Here is an 18,282-nt window from a genome sequence, read left to right as displayed (position 1 = left end):
TCTTTCAATATCTAGTGGTGATGCGTTCATGGGTTACACCCGTACCCATACCGAACACGAAGGTTAAGACATGAACGGCTGATGGTACTGCATGGGCGACTGTGTGGGAGAGTAAGTGGTCGCTAGGTAATATAATATGTTACGAAGAAGGACTTCACAATTATGTGAGGTCTTTTTTTCTGTCTAGTGGGACACGGGGACGGAGCGAAACCACTGAAAAACATATTATAAATATTTGAAAATATGTAAAATAAATCAGAATAAAGTAGAATAAAATACAAAAAACCCCCTTAAAATGGTATAATGGAATTGCGACAACCATAACCAAAAAGGGGGTTTCAACCATATGTTAAGAAATCAATCAAAACAATACAGTCTATATTCTATATTATACCACAAAATTCCCGATAATCATATATTGAAACTAATTGATCAAGCTGTGGATTTTAGTTTTGTTAATAAACTTCTTGAAAGTTCTTATTGCAAATATTATGGCCGTCCCGCAAAGGAACCGGAAATGATGATAAGATTGTTGATTTTACAATATTTATATAATCTATCGGATGAAAAAATAATAGAAGAAACTTCTTTAAATCTTGCATCCATGTGGTTTGTTGGCTTAAACCCAGAAGAGGAACTTCCGCATCCAAGTCTTCTTGCTAAATTTAGAGTTCATAGACTACAAGAAGTTACAATGGATGAGATCATAAAAGAAGTTGTAAAACAATGCGTTGAAAAAGGAATTATAAAAGGACATAGTATAAGCATTGATGCTACTCATACACATGCTAATACAGGTAAGTTAGTTCCTGAGAGAGTATTAAAACACTTAGCTAAAAAAGTCCTAAAGAACCTAGAAGAAGAAAGAGGGTCAATACCTGAGGATGTTGATGCAAACATTCCTGATTATAAAGCAATCGACGATCACAAAGTAGCCAAAGAAACAATGAAAGCATACTTGGAAGATCTTATGGAGAAAGCAGAAAATCATATAGAAAATCCTGATACTTCTGCTACCGCGCTGGTTATTAAGAATGCTCGTGAAATCATATCCGATGAGAAATTTATTCAACAAAAGGAGTACGTTCATTAGTAGACCAAGATGCAAGAGTGGGAAACAAAAGTAAAACTGATAGTTTTTTGGATACAAGACAGAATTTATAATGACTACAGGTTCAGAACGTATAATCACTGCGGTAGCAGTACATGATGGAGCTTATGTTGACGGAACAGGTTTTAAAGAATTATACGAGCTAACGAAAGAAGCAGGGATTGAAGCGGAAGAAGTTTATGGTGATAAAGCATACTTTAGAAAACCCATTTTAGACTTAATTAAAGAAGATCAAGCAGAAGCTTATATACCTGTTAGTGAATCTGTATATCGTATCGATGAGAGTAAATTTAATTATAATAAAGACTCCGACCAATGGTATTGTAAATATGGAAACAATACAGTAAAAAAAGAAAGCAAAAATCAATAAAAGTGGTAAAAAAGTTTTAGATATACTTTTGACAAAGAAATATGTAAAGATTGTCCACACCGTTCTGAATGTATTAATGGTAAAGTGTCAGCAAGAACTTTAGAAGTTGGAGTAAATGCACATGAGTACTACGAGTATAGTCAACGTGCAAAGACTCAAGATTTTCTAGAAAAATATAAAAATCGTTCCTGTAATGAGTGGAAAAATGGTGAAATGAAGAGATTTCATGGGTTAGACCGTGCCAAAGGGTATGGTCTAAGAAGCATGGGCATGCAAGCCCGGTTAACGGCATTAGCGGTAAATTTGAAGAGGATAGCCAAGCTGGTATCCTCCTTTTTATTAGATATACTGAAGTTTTTTACAAATAAAGGATGTTTAATCTATTTTTATTGAAGAAGCCGTTTTTTATTGTCTAAAAGATGCTACTTTTTCAGTGGTTTCGGACGGAGCTTTTGTCCCAAAATACAAATCACTAAAACTCATATAAGACTTTAGATAAATATATGTCAGTTCAAAATAAAGTATTATCTTTATAATATATCGAATTCAAATAACTCAGGAATATCAATACACTTTACAGTGGTAATATATAGGAAGAATATCGGGATGCAACAAATATAATAGCTAATATTATATATGAAGGTTCACAGAAGAAAAGCAAGAAGATAGCGTTGAAAATTTGATAGCTCTAAATAAGGAAATGTATAAAGTAAACAGGCTAACTAATAAAAACTATTTCAGAAATAGAGTATATAGGTATAAGTTCATTATACAATATTTGAAAAAAGTAGAATAATGAGGTATTATATACATTGTAAATGTTATGCCATTAATTCCATAACAAGGTAGTTGGTTTGGCTAATATTTATAAAATTAATCTTGCTATTAAGAAAGAGTAAAATACAGTATAGGAGAATAATAATGAAAGATTTTCTGATAGACTCCAATACAGTGTATGAAAAGGGAATGCAAGGGTACACTGCATTAACTATAATAGAAGAAAACCTCAATAGGTTAGAAGAACTTTTAAAAGAAGCAAGTAACGAAATAAACAAACATGATGAATTAAATAGGATGTACTATCAATCACTGGAAAGCGATATACAATATTTAAGAGACTACAAGAATAAATATCAGAGTTTTATAGGGGGAACATATAATGTAAATGGTGATGGAGGCTTCGTTGGAGAGTATAAGGATACCGTGGATGATCCTTATTATAAGCAGAAAGAAGCTTTATTAGACAAGCTGGGTGACTTAAAACTTGAGGATATAACAGTAGACAATAAGTTAGGAATAACAACAAATGTGCAAGCTTTTGTAGGACATACAACTACGATAAAGGATAAAGTGAACATAAGAGACATTCTAGGCTTTGGAAACATATCCAACAATATAAAAAAGCAGTATGAAGACAGTAAAGCTCTTATTGAAAAATATAACGAAGGTCTAAACACATATAATGAGGCTGACTACCCCTCATTACTACCTGGTTTTGCAAAGAAATTATGGTATAATTTAACCAAGAAAAAAGAAAAAACAATAGATAATTACGACGATTATCTAGATACAATAATAAAAAGTGGAGACTTTAACTTCGAAACTGAAGGGGAGAAGAAACTTTCCATAGGTTTAGATTTTATTCCGGTATTAGGAATAGAAAAAATGACTCTAGAAGGATTACTAGGAGAAGATTTAGTTTCAGGCAGAGACTTAAATGGTTTGGAAAGAATGCTTTCAGTAGCTCCAGCTGGTATAGGAGCAATAGCAAAGGTAAAGAATGCAATAAAGCTTGGAGAAATAGGTGGAAAAGTAGAAGGATCTATCTCCTTTGGAATGAATGGTGGAGGTCAGCTAGAAGATATTCTAAATAAGCTTAAGAAAAGCAAGGCTGAAGAAGATATGGTGGCTAAGGAAGCTGTGACTATAGATAAGGGAGGAAGTAAAGCTGACATTATAATAGATGGATTAAAAGTGATTGATGGTAAAGTTAATGGGAAAATACCATTGGATGATTTTAAGAAGATAAGGGCAAAGTCTATACAAAATATTAATTCAGATACAATAACTTTAGGTAAATATAAGCCAACAGTAAACCCTGATGGCACATTAGACTGGACAATTCCAGGAAAAGATTCATATACAGTAATGGCTAATGATACAACATATTTTAGCTTAGGAAATGATTGGGATGTTATAAAGAGTAAGTATGATATTACAGATAAAGATATGTTTGATTTATTTAATGTGCCAGCATTAGATGATGCAATAAAAGCAGGAAAAGAAATAAGATTTTCACATGATCCAAGAGCATATGGAGATTGTGCATTAGCAGATGAATGGAACTATATAATGCGTATGTGTGGATATACGGACTTAATTAAGAGAGGAGATTTTTGGTATGGAGTTAAATAAAACGGAAGAGATGGCAATGAAAATTATCAGAGAATTAAGAGGTCATATGAAAAATAAAATTGGAAGTTCTGAAATAAATAATGTTGTAGATGATAATAACCATAGAGCATTTAGTATTAATTTTCAAGCGTATAATTATTTTTGTATCCTATTGAACTATGATAGAGGAAGAATAGGATGTAGTATTCAATACGGTGAGAAATCCTTTATTGGTCTTGAAAATAGTCAGAAATGGTACGAACAAGCTGACTTTGATATTTTCTGTAAAGAGCTTCAGGAGCAATTAGAGTTAAGAATACCTGATAAATTTTTAGAAGCTAATGGTTGGAAATAGAATGCATAATTTAAAGTTAAATAATTGCATAGATATATTTAAGTAGGAAATATAATAGAATCAATAAATTTAATATTATATTTAACTTCATAATTCTAACAATGCAGTTAGAAGATGAAATGAATCAGCTGAAATTTAAGTAGGCTGGTTCATTATTTTTTAGCTCAAGTAAGTAAGGAGAAAGATAAAAGGGTAAGCAAGGTAATAGAGAACTTTATGGAGTATTCTACTTACTAGCAGTGCAACAGGTTCAAGTATCAAGAAAAGGAACTCCTAAAAAACCATCTTTTCTAGAATACTATAAGAGAAAAGTCTCAGAAGGTAAGACAAGACTAAAATACAAGCGTTAGTGTGTGTAATGAGAAGGCTTAACAACATTATCTATGGAATGATGAAGAACTAGATAGGATGCATTTTATAACATATGGAATCAGAGCTAATAGCAAGAAATACTGCTCTTCTGAGGTAAGGTGAATCACGTTTAGACATTCTACTGCTTAAACAAAGTAAGGCTGAAGAGGATATTGTGGCCAAGGAAGCTGTGTCGATAGATAAGGGTGCGGATGAAGAGGATTTAACAAAGGGAACTCAATAGACTTGAATGCTGATAAATACTTATCTGGTGGAGGAAGCCAAATACAAATGTTATTTGATAGAAGTGTAAATAAAATGGATTATTTAGAGATTGTTTCAGTAGGAGCAATTAATTAGGAGGAGAAAAAATGACTATTGAAAATTTTATTTGGGATAGCCATAATCAAAGTGTAAGTTGGCTATATGACGGAAAGGTCATTAAGGAAACATTTAAGAATGCGCATTTTGCCTCAGTTAATAGACAGAAAAATTTTGTGTATGTTGAGGCAGGGAAAAATTATTCACAAGACCAAATTTATCATCTTTCGTTTGACGGAGGGCCAATATTTATATTTGATAAGGTGAATAATATAGTGAGATGGTTGAATCAAGACAAAATGGTAGAAGTGAATTGTAAAAAAATCGTAAATGCTCAACTCTACATTGGTCAAGTTGTGCTAATAATCACAGCATCAAATGGAGTTGATAGGAGATTACAAGGGTTTGCATTAGATGGGACATTGTTATTTGAAAAAGAGCCTCCACAAGGATATAAATTTGAGTACTTATCAACTTCAAAGAATAAACCTTCAGTTGTATGTGATGTAGGAAAAACTAATGTTGATGCATATGGCAGAAATAGTTGGTATTTTACTATTGATACTAAAACAGGTGATATGACTAAGGAAAATTTAGCATATTAAGAAATTTAAATTAGGAAGTGACTGTAATAAATATACTTTGCTGACTACATAATACTAAGTACAATGTACCAAAAATCAGAATTGATTATTCGTAAAGAATGTTGAAATGTTGGCAAGGTAGAATACACTGCATAATTACAATAATGCAGTGAGTCGTAACTAGAAGAAAGTTAAATATATACTATAACTATGATAAGAGTCAATGTTTCTAATGGAGAATCATTGGCTCTATCTATACGTATAGAATATTGGAATGAGAAAAGATTATGTGTCAAGAATTGAAGATTTGAAAACGAGCCTAATTGAAATTGCAAGATTGCTAAAACCATAGAAAGCTATATTGGTGAAGTTAAAGCTTTCCGAGATAGGTAGTCTTTCAGCAGCTCCAGCAGGGATAGGAGCAGTAGCAAAGGTAAAGAATGCAATAAAGCTTGGAGAAATAGGTGGAAAAGTAGAAGGCTCTATCTCCTTTGGAATGAATGGTGGAGGTCAGCTAGAAGACATTCTAAATAAGGTTAAGAAAAGCAAGGCTGAAGAGGATATGGTGGCTAAGGAAGCTGTGACTATAGATAAGGGAGGAAGTAAAGCTGACATTATAATAGATGGATTAAAAGTGATTGATGGTAAAGTTGGTGGGAAAATTCCAATAAATGAGTATAATGAATTAAGGGATTTGAGCATTCATAATAAGTCATCTGATTCGATAACACTAGGAAAATATCGACCAACAATAAATTCGGATGGAACTGAAAATTGGAAGATCCCAGGTCCGGATTCATATAATACAATTGCAAAAAATGATGGACATATGTATTTTGACATGGGTAGTGCATATGATGATGCAATGAATAAGTATGAATTAAATTATCAAGAAATGTTGATTATTTTAATGTTCCTGAGTTAGATGATGCGGCAACTACAGGTAAAATAATTAGATTTTTATATAATCTTGAATTAACTGCATATAAGGGAAGCTTTACTGAGCTTGAATGGAAGTATTTACAGGATAAATATGGCTATCTATATTTAAGAGAAGAAGGAGGATTTTGGTATGGAGAAAAATAGTGCAAAAGAGGTTGCAAGGAAGTTTATTGAAACATCAAAAAATTACTTTGAAAATAGGGTACAAGGATTTTCATTATATGATGTTACTGACGAACCATATAGGATGTTTAGTTTAAAGTTTTGTGTATATAAATATTATATAGTTATACTTAATTATGATAGAGGACACTTTGGCTGTTCTATTTTATTAGGAGCAGACGCTATTTCATTAGACAGTAATAAAGAATGGGATGATAATGAGAATTTACGTGAATTTTGGGCTGATATCGATGAGCAATTGAAGTTGAGAATACCTGATAAATTTTTAGAAGCTAATGGTTGGAAATAGAATGCATAATTTAAAGTTAAATAATTGCATAAATATATTTAAGTAGGAAATATAATAGAATCAATAAATTTAATATTATATTTAACTTCATATTTCTAACAATGCAGTTAGAAGATGAAATGAATCAGCTGAAATTTAAGTAAGCTGGTTCATTATTTTTTTAGCACTTCTACAGAAATAAGTGTCTTATGTGAGAATTCGAAATATATTGAAGAAAATATAAAAACATAATTGATTAGTTCTCAAGGTGCTGTGCATTTTGATGTAACAGGAGTATCTATAGAGAAAAAACGTCAGTGGTTACATATCGATTCAAATGATAAGTACATATAAAATAAATGCTAAATAGCCCCTTGTTGAAAACGGTCAATGGATGTAATATGACTATAGAATCCATTGACCGTTTTGGTTAATACACTCGGAGGCTATGTATGAATGACAAGTTTTTTAAACTGCCTGAAGAGAGGCAAATGCAGATTATAAATAGTGCATTGAAGGTTTTTTCTAAGTCAGGCTATTACCAGACATCAACTCTAGAAATTGCACGGGAAGCGGGAATATCCAAGGGACTCCTATTCTATTATTTTAAAAATAAGAAGGAAATGTATCTTTTCCTTTATGAACACTGCATCAATCTGGTGCTTGACCAGATTAATAGAAACAGAAATGTTGAGGAAAAGGATTTTTTTGAAATACTGCTGCGATCTCAGAGGATAAAATGCAAGCTTATGAAGAAATACAGGTATATATATGAATTTATAGTTAAGGTATATATGGAAAATGATCAGGATGTCATCGGTGACATAGCTGGATTTGCAGAACCTTTGATTAAGGAGAATTATAGACACTTTTTTGAAAGGATAGATACAACAAAGTTTAGGGAAGGAGTAGATATATCGCTTCTTTTTCAATCACTGCAATGGTGTGCTGAAGGCTTTATGAGAAGTGCCTTAAGCAGCGATAAAGACATAGACGAAATTGACTTGGAGTTTGCAAAAGTATTGGAGTTATATAAGCAAAATTTTTATAAGGAGGAGTTCTTATGTACTACGATGAATACGGAAAAAGGGAAAACCACACAATAGTATTTCTACACGGAGCAGCAGCCACTGATACTTTCTGTAATCAATATTGCTTTAAGGACAAGTATCATCTGGTTGTGCCTCATCTTTACGGAAGTGGCAAAGAGGTTGGGGAATTCTATGAACCTGAAAAGACTATCAAGGCATTAGCAGATCTTATAAAGAAGCTTGGGAAGGATAAGGTTACACTAGTTGGCCATTCCCTTGGCGGAGAGCTTGCAGTAGCAATGGTGTCTAGATATGAATATCTTTTTGACAAAGCTGTATTTTTAAGTGCCTGGGTCTGCGCTACACAAAACACCATTGATAAGTATGTAAAAATCGCAAAGTATTCAAGTTTTGCATTGAGATTTGGCTGGCTAATTAAGCTTCAAGCAAAGTACTGGCACTATACAAAGCAGCAAACGGAATTCATGGTGGAGTATTCAAAGAAGATAACTCCAGAGCAGTATGCAGCCTGGTTTAAAAATCGGATTTTGCTAGATGAAACTACCAATTATAAAAATATAAAAATACCAATGCTGGCTGTATGCGGCAAAAAAGAACTTAAGGAAATGATAAGATCCATAGAGGAGCTTGGCAGGAGAAACCTAAATTGCAAAACAATTTTTTTGGAAAATGCTAATCATGATTTTCCTCTAAGAAAAGCTGACCAGATAAATCCCATACTTCTGGACTTTTTTAAGTTATGATTAAATCATGATGATAAAAAAGCTGAAGATGCTGTATTTACTGTATTTAAAAAGTCTATGTAGATCTTAAGTTTATTGATAGAGCTTTTATTGTTAAAGTAAAGTACTAATAGCTATTTCAATCCTTTAAACTTACTAAGCATCTAATAGTTCACCCACATTTTTTAAATACAAAGGCATAGACTATAGAAATAGCATTAACTACCTAAGATATTGCAATAAAAACAGTCATAACTTCTATAATCGTAATATTTAAACATAAGATCTTTATGCTCAAGTTATTTAATTATCTAAGTGTTTAATAATAACCCACATTTTTTAAATACAAAGGCATAGACTACAGAAATAGCATTAACTACCTAAGATATTGCTATAAAAACAGTCATAACTTCCATAATCGTAATATTAGATACAAGATCTTTATGCTCAAGTTATTTAATTATCTGAGTGTTTAATAATTACCCACATTTTTTAAATACATAGACATATACAACTAAAATACTAAAAACTACCCTCAATACGGTTATTAAAAAGTTACCCTAACTTATTAAGTTATAATATTAGTTGGGTAGCTTTTTATCAGTAATTAACCAGAAATAAAACTATGATTAGTTTCTGTTTTAGCACTTCAATTAGCATCCTTAAGTTGAAGGTTGGTATTTAATTAATTTATTAAATATCGGAGCAATCCAAATCGCTTTTATTGATTAGTGGTAAGTTTTCGTACTAATAATATAGGATAATGAGAAACAGCATTTTTCGATAAAAAGCAGGATATGTTAAGTTATAGCTGGATAGGATATTGTAAAGCAGGCAGAATTTGATAAAATTAAAATGTAATTGGATCATTCACTATCTACGTAAAAACAAAGTATGCGGATATATAGACATGTGATAATTGTTATATTTTCAAATATTACTATCAGCAGTAAAGGAGTTTTAAACGTAGATTTTAGACTGAAATAGTATAACTTTAAAGAGTTACTATATAGAAACTTAATTTATACATGCTCCACGTTTTCGGGCGGTGGGGATAAGATGTCTGACTTCTGTAGAGCATCAGGCATATGTAAATTAATAGTTAATGTTGGCTCACAATATAGATATGCTTTATGAAAATTTAATTTTTATAAATCCGGCTACAGGGAAATATCGAGCCTTCATAAATTAGTAGTTGAAGTTGGATGTCTATATGAAAGAACACAATAAATTAGGAGAAATATATGATTAAGGTAAATATTGGAGGGTGTAACAATCATCATCCTCAGAATTTCGTGGTAAGACATGTTGAAGGCAGCAAGGATTATTTATTAATAATCACAAAGACTGAAACCTCTTTTTCAATTGATGGGGAGAAGTATGAGACCCCTCCGGGGACAATGGTTTTATTTGATAAAAATGTACCTTCTAATTATGGAAATAACAGCGGTGAATATATAAATGACTGGCTGCATTTTGATTTTGAAGGAGAAGAACCGCCTTTTGATAAACTAAAAATTGTTTTAAATAAACCAGTTATTTTAAATGATATTACATCATTAGCATTGATCCTAAATTTAATTATTACTGAAATGCATTCTAAAAGTACTTATAAGGAGGATGTTTTGGATCATTATGTGAAGATATTGCTCTATAGGCTTTCTGAGCAGATACATAATAAAAACGATTCCATAAAGTCGCATCCTTTGTATCAAAAATTAGTGGAATTGAGGACTAAAATTTATAATAACCCCCAGGAAAAATGGACTATAGATCGAATGTGTAGAGAACTGAAGGCCAGTGCTTCTTATGTACAGCATGTTTATAAACATACATTTCAGACAAGCTGTATGAAGGATGTAATAAATGCAAGAATAGAGCAGGCCAAATTCTATCTTTTGCAGTCTGTACTTTGTATAAGCTCAATTGCTGAAAATTGTGGGTATGATAGCGAAATTCATTTTTCAAGGCAATTTAAGCAGTTTACGGGCATGTCTCCAAGGGAATATAGGGAGAACATGATAGCGAGAAAGGAACAGAATTCGTAATAATAAAAAAGTTATTATAAATAATGCCTATAAAAGAGTTTGGAGGAAAAAGATAAATGGATAAATTACAGTGGGCAGAAGAAGTTGCAGAAAAAATCATTAAAAAGTCCGAAGTTGTAGCTAAGGAGAATAAAGAAAACATACCATATACAACTGTTGATGGCAAATTTGATGATATGGTAAAAGCTAATTTCTGTTGGTGGACCAATGGTTTTTGGGGAGGAATGATGTGGCAGTTATATAATGCCACAAAGAATGATTTGTTCCGAGAGATTGCAGAAAATAATGAAAAAATATTAGATAGAAATTTTATGGAGGCACAGGGACTAGATCATGATAATGGTTTTAAGTGGCTTCCTACAGCGGTTGCTAATTATAGATTAACAGGCAATAAAGCTTCTAAAAACAGAGGATTATTAGCTGCCAATAATCTTGCAGGGAGATTTAACCCAGCTGGCTCATTTATACGAGCTTGGAATGATGGTGGTGACGGCAACACTGCTGGCTGGGCAATTATTGATTGTATGATGAATCTACCTTTACTTTATTGGGCATCTAAGGAAACCAATGATCCTCGTTTCAAGCAAATAGCAATGCTTCATGCGGATACAGCACAAAAATATTTTATAAGACCAGATGGTTCTTCAAATCATATTGTTGAATTTAATCCCGTAACTGGTGAATATGTTACGACTTTTGGTGGCCAAGGGTATAAGGAAGGCTCTTCTTGGACTAGGGGCCAAGCTTGGGCATTATATGGATTTACTTTGAGTTATATTCATACCCAAAATAAACAGTATTTAGATACAGCTATTAGAGTAGCAAACTATTTTATATACAATATACCAGAAAGTGGCCTAATCCCAGTGGATTTCAGACAGCCAGAAGACTGTACCTATGAAGATTCAACAGCTGCTGCTATTGCTGCCTGTGGACTTTTAGAAATTGCAAAACAGGTAAATGAGAAAGATAGTAAAATTTATGAGAAGGCAGCTATTAATTTGATAAAGACTTTAGCTGAAAAAAGGTGCAATTGGGACTTGAATGTTCATAATATTCTGGAAAAGTGTACAGCTGCTTATCATGACGAGCGACATGAATTTTCAATAATATATGGTGATTACTACTTTATTGAAGCTATATGGAAATTAACCGGTAAAGAGTTATTTATCTGGTAATAAGGGAGGATAAAAATGATTTTTCAGCCAAAAACATTGGATTTTTCAATTAGCCCATACACAGGATTAACTAGAGAAAGTTGGATTGAAGCAGGTGAGTATTTATTAACTGGAGTCTTTCAAAATATTAAATCCTTTAAAGATCCTGTGGTCATGCCTAGAAAAGAAACTGAGGTAACTTATCCTCATAATAGTTCACCTTCAGATTTTTATGAATTAGAGACAAAAGCTGAGATATTTGAAGGCTTAGCAAGATCCCTCTTTATTGCAGCACCACTTATTCATAACAACCCAGAACTTAAGATCTGTAACTATAGTATAAGGGATTACTATAAGGAACATATTTTAAGGGCATGCACAAAAGGTGATGCAAATTATGTTGGTGACTTTTTCGAATTAATGAATATTGTCCAAAGTAAAGATCCTTTTAGAGCCTTTCAACAAACAGTTGAGACCTGTGCTTTAGTAGTGTGTCTTTGGACCTGTAAAAGTGAAATATGGGATACTTATAATAAAGAAGAAAAGGATAAAATTGCAGATTTTCTAAGTAGTTATGCCCATGCTAATACTGTTCCTCAAAATTGGCGTCTTTTTAACATGCTGGATTTGGCGTTTTTATACAGAGAAGGCTATGAAATTGATGAGGATATTATGTTAGACCATGCACAGGCAATCTTAAATTATTATGCCGGTGATGGTTGGTATAGGGATGGCCACTGTTTCGACTATTACTCCTGTTGGGCCTTCAATGTATATGGACCTATTTGGAATCAGTGGTATGGTTATGAAAAAGAACCTTACATCGCAAAACAAATAGAAGAAAACTCTAATAAGTTAATGGAAACCTATGGGGATTTCTTTGACAAAGATGGTTTTACTAACATGTGGGGCCGTAGTAATATTTACAGAAATGCCAGCACCAGTGCTTTTGATGGAAACTTCCTATTAAAAAATCCAAAAGCGGATCCAGGACTTTCAAGACGAATTGCGTCCGGTTCTCTTCTTCAGTTTTTTACTAGAGAGGACTTTTTGCATGAAGGAGTACCAACCTTAGGGTTCTATGGACAGTTCTCTCCTTTAGTACAGGGGTATTCCTGTGCTGGATCGCCTTTATGGCTGGGAAAAGCATTTTTGTGTCTTCATTTTCCTGCAGATCATCCTTTTTGGACTGCAAAAGAAAACAATGGTACTTGGGATACACTATCAGATCATGAGGTGAAAGAAACTGTTTTAAATGGACCAGCATTGTGCTTTACAAATCATGGTGCTAATGGAGAGACTATTCTACGTACAGGTAAGATAGTGAAAAATATAAATGATGAACATGGTATGTGGAATTACTCCAAGTTATGTTTTAATACAAAATATCCATGGGAAGCTGCACCAGCAAAGAATGTTGAGGCTCAGCAGTATGTGTTACAGGATATAACAGATGCTTCCTATGAAAAATGTAATGTAACTTTTTGGCATGGTTTAAAGGATGGAGTACTCTACCGCAGACAGTTCTTCAATTACGATTTAACAAGAGAGTCTATGTGGATGCAAGCAGTAAACTTAGCTGACTTCCCAGTGAATTACGGAATCATGAGAGTAGATAAGCTTAGGCTATATAGAAGACCTGTTGCAGTGACCTTAGGAGCTTATGGCTTCCCGGACAATGGAACAGAAGTTATCCATAGAGAAAATGGAAATGGTAAAGCAATCATATTAAAAGGCTATGATTTTACTGGAAGAGAAAAGCAGCTTGCTATGACAGTGTTTGACGGCTTTGATGAAATAGATATGCTTCACAGCCAAGGCACAAATCCAGATTCGGAGCAATCCATAATAGTATATGGTAAGCTTACCCGTAAAAAGCAATATGGCTATGAACCATATGTAATGATCTCACAGGTTATTACAAAGGAAAGTCATGAAGACTTTACAGAAGAGGAGCTATTCCCTATTGCATCAGTTGAATATACAGATGCAAAGAGATGCGGTGGATATGGGCCTGTTACTGTTAACTTAAAGAATGGCAGCAGTAAAACAATAGTGTTTGAAGGAATAGAAGAAAATTTGCAATTATAGGGACGAGGGGCATAGGGACGGAGCTACTGTCCCTAGTAATTAACAGACCTTATGACACCTTATTAAAAGTAGATTTATGAAGAAAAGTAAATAAGTTTGAAGAGGAAGGATATAGCATGGAGTTTAAACAAGTAAAAATCGAAATATATGTTCCAGAAGAATATGTAATAGAATTACGGGATGCACTTAATAAGATTAATGCATGTAAGTTTGGAAATTATGATAATGTTATTTCAATAACCAATGTTAGAGGTTATTGGAGGCCTTTAGAAGGTTCTAATCCATTCAATGGCCAAGTGGGTGAGATATGTGAAGGTACAGAATGTAAGATGGAGATAAGATGTAAGAGAGAATATGCCAAGGCTGCAAATAATATTATCAGAGAAATTCATCCTTATGAAGAACCATTAATAAATATTATCCCAATTGTAAATGAATTATTTGAATAAGCAGACAAGTTCTTCGCAGTTTTCTTAAAGTATAGAAAATGGAACTCTTAAAAAGGAGTTCCATTTTTTATGCTTTAATGTCAAAGCTAATATAACCACTAAAAAACTAACGATTTTCATTTATAATGTAGTTAAGAATATTGTGGTTGAAGATAAGGATCTTATGAATCTTATTCTTACCTTCCCATCCAGCGCGGTTTCCGTAGCTACATCAAAGGAAAATAGCTCCAAGGGAATCTCCTTTGACAAGCTTGATAAAATATTTGACTTTACAAAAGGAAATTACTTAACAGTTACAGAGCAGAAAACCCTTAGAAATGGGGGCAAGGTTGAGGTAAATGTTGATGCTAAGGATAAACAGAATATGGCACCTGAAAAAATTAAGGAAGTACAGAATTATATCAGTTCTTTAGGAAAGGTGTCTGGTGAAGTTTACAATGTAGAAATAGAAAAGCTTGTGTACGATAATTCTGGTAAGGTATCAAAGGGATATATTAGTGAAACCAATGAACCAATAACAGTTAAGATTAAACTTTCTGATAGCAGCAAGAATAAGAACAATTATCAGATTGTAAGAGAACATAATGGGAAGATGCAGGTACTTTCTAAGAAGCCAGTAAATGGTGAGTATTTTGAGCTTAATGGAGACGAAATTATCATCCATTCGAAAAAGTTTTCTACCTTTGCAGTTGCCTTTGACAAGCACTATGCACCAATGGCAAGTTGGCTATTTGTATTTATACCTTTAGGTCTACTTATTGCATTGTTCTATACAAAAAACAAAATAAAAAATTCTGCCAAAAAGGGTGGTGAGAGTTAATGGATGATTTTATTGTTAGAGGTGAAGAGAAGGAAAGTATTTTAGATAATGATCGTGTGATACATGATGAAGCCTATGCAGTGGTGTCAGAGCATAACGCTGCAGGGGTAGATGAGACCCATAGCCATCATGAAACTAGAAATGAAAGACATGATATACATAATGGCGATGAAGAACATAGGGAAAGCAGGGAAAAAGGCTCCTTAAGGGAAAATATTCAGTCCTTCACTGGAGTATTTGCATCCGTTGCTGTCACCGCAGTGGTGGCAGTGGCAGTTGCCTTTAGTGATAAACCTGTGGTCAATATATCTTCCTTTGATATTGGAAGCAACTATGTTGAATATTCCGCAGATATCAACAATGAAACAGGAAAGAACCTTGTAATTAGTGTTAGTAGTGATAGTGAAAACTATGAAAAGCAAGTGGATACAGGCATGGTTACTGATATGGTAAAGAATCTTAAGCCTGATAAAAAGTATACTTTTTCAATTAAGGCTGCAGATGGTGTAAAGCGTACTTTCTTAACTAAGAGCTTTAGAACCGCAAAGACTGAAAAAGAGTATGAACCTAAGGTGTCAGGAATTATAACAGAACGAAATAGTTCTGATAAGAATCTATACATTAGGTTTGAAGTTTCAGATATCTATTCGTACTATTCAGGGTATAAGCTTATCCTTAAGGACAATGGAAAAGTGGAAGGTGAGATTATAATAGCTGACATTAAAAAGAACACGGCTTTAAGTTTAGAACGTTATCCAAAACCACAGTATACTGTGGAACTAATAGCCAATTCTTCTATGCCAAGCGATCGTAATAAAAATATTAATCAAAAAACTGTTTACAGTGCAATCATAAAAAATTGAGGTGACTTGAATGAGTGAAAACATAAAAAATGAAAAGAAGAAAAAGAGCAAGGCTGAAATAACCGCAATTATTATCAATGTTTTACTTTATATGTCCATTATAGCTTTCATTCTTGTAGGAGTATTTGCAGAAAAGCTATTTGGACCAGACAATATATTTACACAAAACATAGGTTCAGTTTTTAATGTTAAAGGCAACTTAATGGATAAGCTTCCTAATATTTTAAAGTCTATAACTTACATAATATTAGTGTATTTCTTAAGTAAGATAGCAAGATATGTTTTAAATAAGATGTTAAGTATATTAAACAAAGGTAAAACCGTAATAAATCTTTTAGATAGCTTTATAAAGTATGGTTGTGGCATCGCTATAATATTCTTATTCTTAGGAGCTGTAGGTGTTGATACAACTACTTTACTTGCCAGCGCTGGTATACTTGGATTAGCTGTGGGACTTGGAGCACAATCAATAATTGAAGATGTTATTGCAGGGCTGTTCCTTGTTTTTGAGAAAACCTTCGTGGTTGGAGATGTAGTAATAGCAAATGGCTTTAGAGGTACCATCAAGGAAGTTGGTATTCGTACTACTAAAATAGTGGATATCGGTGGAGATACTAAGGTTATAAATAACTCTAAAATAACAGATATAATTAATATGACAAATCACCTTTCTCTAGCAGTATGTGAGGTAGAGATTGAATACGGCGAATCTCTTGAAAGAGTTGAGGCTGTTCTTGCTGAAAAGCTTGAGGAGATTGGTTCAAGAATAACAGGAATTGTTGAAGGACCATTTTACAAAGGTGTTGGTGCATTAAATACTAACGGTGTAAGTCTTAAGATTATTGCAAACTGCCACGAAAAAGACAAGTTCCAGATAAGAAGAGAACTAAACCGTGAAATAAAGCTTCTATTTGATGAATACAACATTGACATGCCTTACCCACACATAGTTGTAAATGACAACACTGTATTCTCAAAGGCAACTTCAGAAGATAAAGCTAAGGCAAGAGAGTTTATGCTTAAGCATAAGGAAATGTCAAAGCATATAGAGAATGATATACATTAAGATAATGTACAAGGAGTGTGAGAAAAATGGCTGCCAAGAAAAAAGGTAAGCAGCTGCTAGTGGCAGTGGTAATCCTTTGTCTAATAGGAGCACTTGTCTCTATGGCTTTATTCCAAAAGAAATTTGGAATGGATGCAGTAAATGTAAAGGCATTTAAGATTACATCAGAACTACTCTTTGCTTTTATTTTCACCATTGTTGTAACTAAGGTAGTGCAGATTCTTATAATGAATTTTGGCACAAATAAAATGATAACGGAGTTTGTAGGATCTGTCATCGTCTGCATTCTGTTTTTTAACATGACCTTTAATTCACTGGTAGCAATGGGCGTTAATCCGAAAGCTCTAAAGTCAATCAGTTCGGTAGCTGCCTTAATTATAGGTATAGGAAGTAAGAAGCTTATAGCTAATCTACTAGCTGGAGTATTTCTTGCAGTAGAGGATCTAATACATCCTTTTGATTTCATCGTTATTAAGAAATATGCAGGTCTTGTAGTCGATAAAAACTTATTTTATGTAACTTTGGAAGATGGAGATGAAAACAGGAAAAAGATTAAGAGCAAGGACTTTGTTAACTTCAATAATTCAGCTTATAACCTTAGCACCATTAACATAGATGCAAAGGTGTCGGTAAAGGTTCCTTTTAAGGAAATTGAAGAGATTATAAAGGCAGTTCTTGAAAACTCAGAGGAAAAATATCCTTCCTTTGTAGAGAAACCTGAGTTTCAAGGCATTGAAAAATTTATAGATGGCAAGATGCACTTAAGATTTTCCGGAAGATGTAAAGGTAAGGACAGAAAAAAATCAGTAGTCAGTCTTACGGTTGAAATAGCAAAGCAGTTTACAAAGAAGGATGTTAATATTATTCTTCCTCAGATAGAGCTTATGTAAAGATAGGATTATCTTTTACTATCTAGGAAATATATAATTTTTTGCTAGCAAAACTTAGCAATAGCAAGAGTTTTTTAGCAAAATAAAAAAATGAGCTTAACTTAGAATATGGTTAGGCTCATTTTTAATTCTTTAGGAATCCTCTTGAAAGTTAAAATCCTGAGATAAGTATAATAAATGGGTAGAATAGTTTATTAGAATATACAGTTAAAAAGATAACTTTCATTTATCAAAAATATTTGTTG

15 protein-coding genes, 1 rRNA gene and 2 pseudogenes are annotated in these 18,282 nt (G+C 33.1%); all 18 read left to right on the top strand.

Features of this window, described 5'->3' with window-relative positions; all coding sequences use genetic code 11:
- Positions 1-10: 10 nt before the first annotated feature.
- The 18 genes and pseudogenes from rrf (at position 11) to C1I91_RS18680 (ending at position 18,037) form a co-directional block, all read left to right on the top strand.
- Positions 11-128 (top strand): 5S ribosomal RNA (rrf, locus tag C1I91_RS18775).
- 218 nt (positions 129-346) lie between these two features.
- Positions 347-1,874 (top strand): annotated as a pseudogene (locus tag C1I91_RS29830) (IS1182 family transposase).
- A 528-nt stretch (positions 1,875-2,402) separates the two neighbouring features.
- The gene (locus C1I91_RS18755; RefSeq protein WP_128214249.1) at positions 2,403-3,896 is read left to right on the top strand and encodes a pre-toxin TG domain-containing protein; all 1,494 of its coding nucleotides are present in this window, start codon (positions 2,403-2,405) and stop codon (positions 3,894-3,896) included.
- Positions 3,883-4,230, top strand: coding sequence for a hypothetical protein (locus C1I91_RS18750; RefSeq protein WP_128214248.1), 348 nt, complete (start codon positions 3,883-3,885; stop codon positions 4,228-4,230). The genes C1I91_RS18755 and C1I91_RS18750 overlap by 14 nt, the downstream gene beginning before the upstream one ends.
- Positions 4,231-4,418: 188 nt before the next feature.
- Positions 4,419-4,633 (top strand): annotated as a pseudogene (locus tag C1I91_RS29935) (IS110 family transposase); the annotation flags it as partial.
- 319 nt (positions 4,634-4,952) lie between these two features.
- The gene (locus C1I91_RS18740) at positions 4,953-5,507 is read left to right on the top strand and encodes a hypothetical protein (RefSeq protein WP_128214247.1); all 555 of its coding nucleotides are present in this window, start codon (positions 4,953-4,955) and stop codon (positions 5,505-5,507) included.
- A gap of 343 nt (positions 5,508-5,850) precedes the next feature.
- Positions 5,851-6,411, top strand: coding sequence for a 3-ketoacyl-CoA thiolase (locus C1I91_RS18735; RefSeq protein ID WP_128214246.1), 561 nt, complete (start codon positions 5,851-5,853; stop codon positions 6,409-6,411).
- Between the two features lie 147 nt (positions 6,412-6,558).
- On the top strand, positions 6,559-6,900 hold the full coding sequence (locus C1I91_RS18730; RefSeq protein ID WP_205694234.1) for a hypothetical protein: 342 nt from the start codon (positions 6,559-6,561) through the stop codon (positions 6,898-6,900).
- A 431-nt stretch (positions 6,901-7,331) separates the two neighbouring features.
- Positions 7,332-7,985: a TetR/AcrR family transcriptional regulator gene (locus C1I91_RS18725; RefSeq protein WP_128214245.1), complete on the top strand. Its 654-nt coding sequence runs from the start codon at positions 7,332-7,334 to the stop codon at positions 7,983-7,985.
- Positions 7,943-8,674, top strand: a complete 732-nt coding sequence (locus C1I91_RS18720; RefSeq protein ID WP_128214244.1) for an alpha/beta fold hydrolase — start codon at positions 7,943-7,945, stop codon at positions 8,672-8,674. The genes C1I91_RS18725 and C1I91_RS18720 overlap by 43 nt, the downstream gene beginning before the upstream one ends.
- A 1,223-nt stretch (positions 8,675-9,897) precedes the next feature.
- Entirely contained in the window at positions 9,898-10,701 is an 804-nt protein-coding gene (locus C1I91_RS18715; RefSeq protein ID WP_128214243.1) for an AraC family transcriptional regulator, read from the top strand.
- A gap of 56 nt (positions 10,702-10,757) precedes the next feature.
- The gene (locus C1I91_RS18710; protein ID WP_128214242.1) at positions 10,758-11,879 is read left to right on the top strand and encodes a glycoside hydrolase family 88 protein; all 1,122 of its coding nucleotides are present in this window, start codon (positions 10,758-10,760) and stop codon (positions 11,877-11,879) included.
- 15 nt (positions 11,880-11,894) lie between these two features.
- Positions 11,895-13,949: a DUF2264 domain-containing protein gene (locus C1I91_RS18705; RefSeq protein ID WP_128214241.1), complete on the top strand. Its 2,055-nt coding sequence runs from the start codon at positions 11,895-11,897 to the stop codon at positions 13,947-13,949.
- A 116-nt stretch (positions 13,950-14,065) separates the two neighbouring features.
- Positions 14,066-14,398 (top strand): divalent cation tolerance protein CutA, encoded by a 333-nt coding sequence (gene cutA, locus C1I91_RS18700; protein ID WP_128214240.1) that lies wholly within the window; start codon positions 14,066-14,068, stop codon positions 14,396-14,398.
- A 163-nt stretch (positions 14,399-14,561) separates the two neighbouring features.
- On the top strand, positions 14,562-15,218 hold the full coding sequence (locus C1I91_RS18695) for a hypothetical protein (RefSeq protein ID WP_164880584.1): 657 nt from the start codon (positions 14,562-14,564) through the stop codon (positions 15,216-15,218).
- Positions 15,218-16,081, top strand: coding sequence for a hypothetical protein (locus C1I91_RS18690; RefSeq protein WP_128214238.1), 864 nt, complete (start codon positions 15,218-15,220; stop codon positions 16,079-16,081). Before C1I91_RS18695 ends, C1I91_RS18690 begins: the two co-directional genes overlap by 1 nt.
- Before the next feature lie 10 nt (positions 16,082-16,091).
- Complete coding sequence (locus tag C1I91_RS18685) at positions 16,092-17,147, top strand: mechanosensitive ion channel family protein (RefSeq protein ID WP_128214237.1); 1,056 nt, start codon at positions 16,092-16,094, stop codon at positions 17,145-17,147.
- A gap of 26 nt (positions 17,148-17,173) precedes the next feature.
- Entirely contained in the window at positions 17,174-18,037 is an 864-nt protein-coding gene (locus tag C1I91_RS18680; protein WP_128214236.1) for a mechanosensitive ion channel family protein, read from the top strand.
- Positions 18,038-18,282: the final 245 nt, after the last annotated feature.

This window comes from Clostridium manihotivorum (assembly GCF_004015185.1).
In the GTDB taxonomy this organism is placed as follows: Bacteria; Bacillota; Clostridia; order Clostridiales; family Clostridiaceae; genus Clostridium_AR; species Clostridium_AR manihotivorum.
The sequence above is the reverse complement of the archived record's forward strand: the minus strand, read 5'-3'. Positions and strand labels throughout refer to the sequence as shown.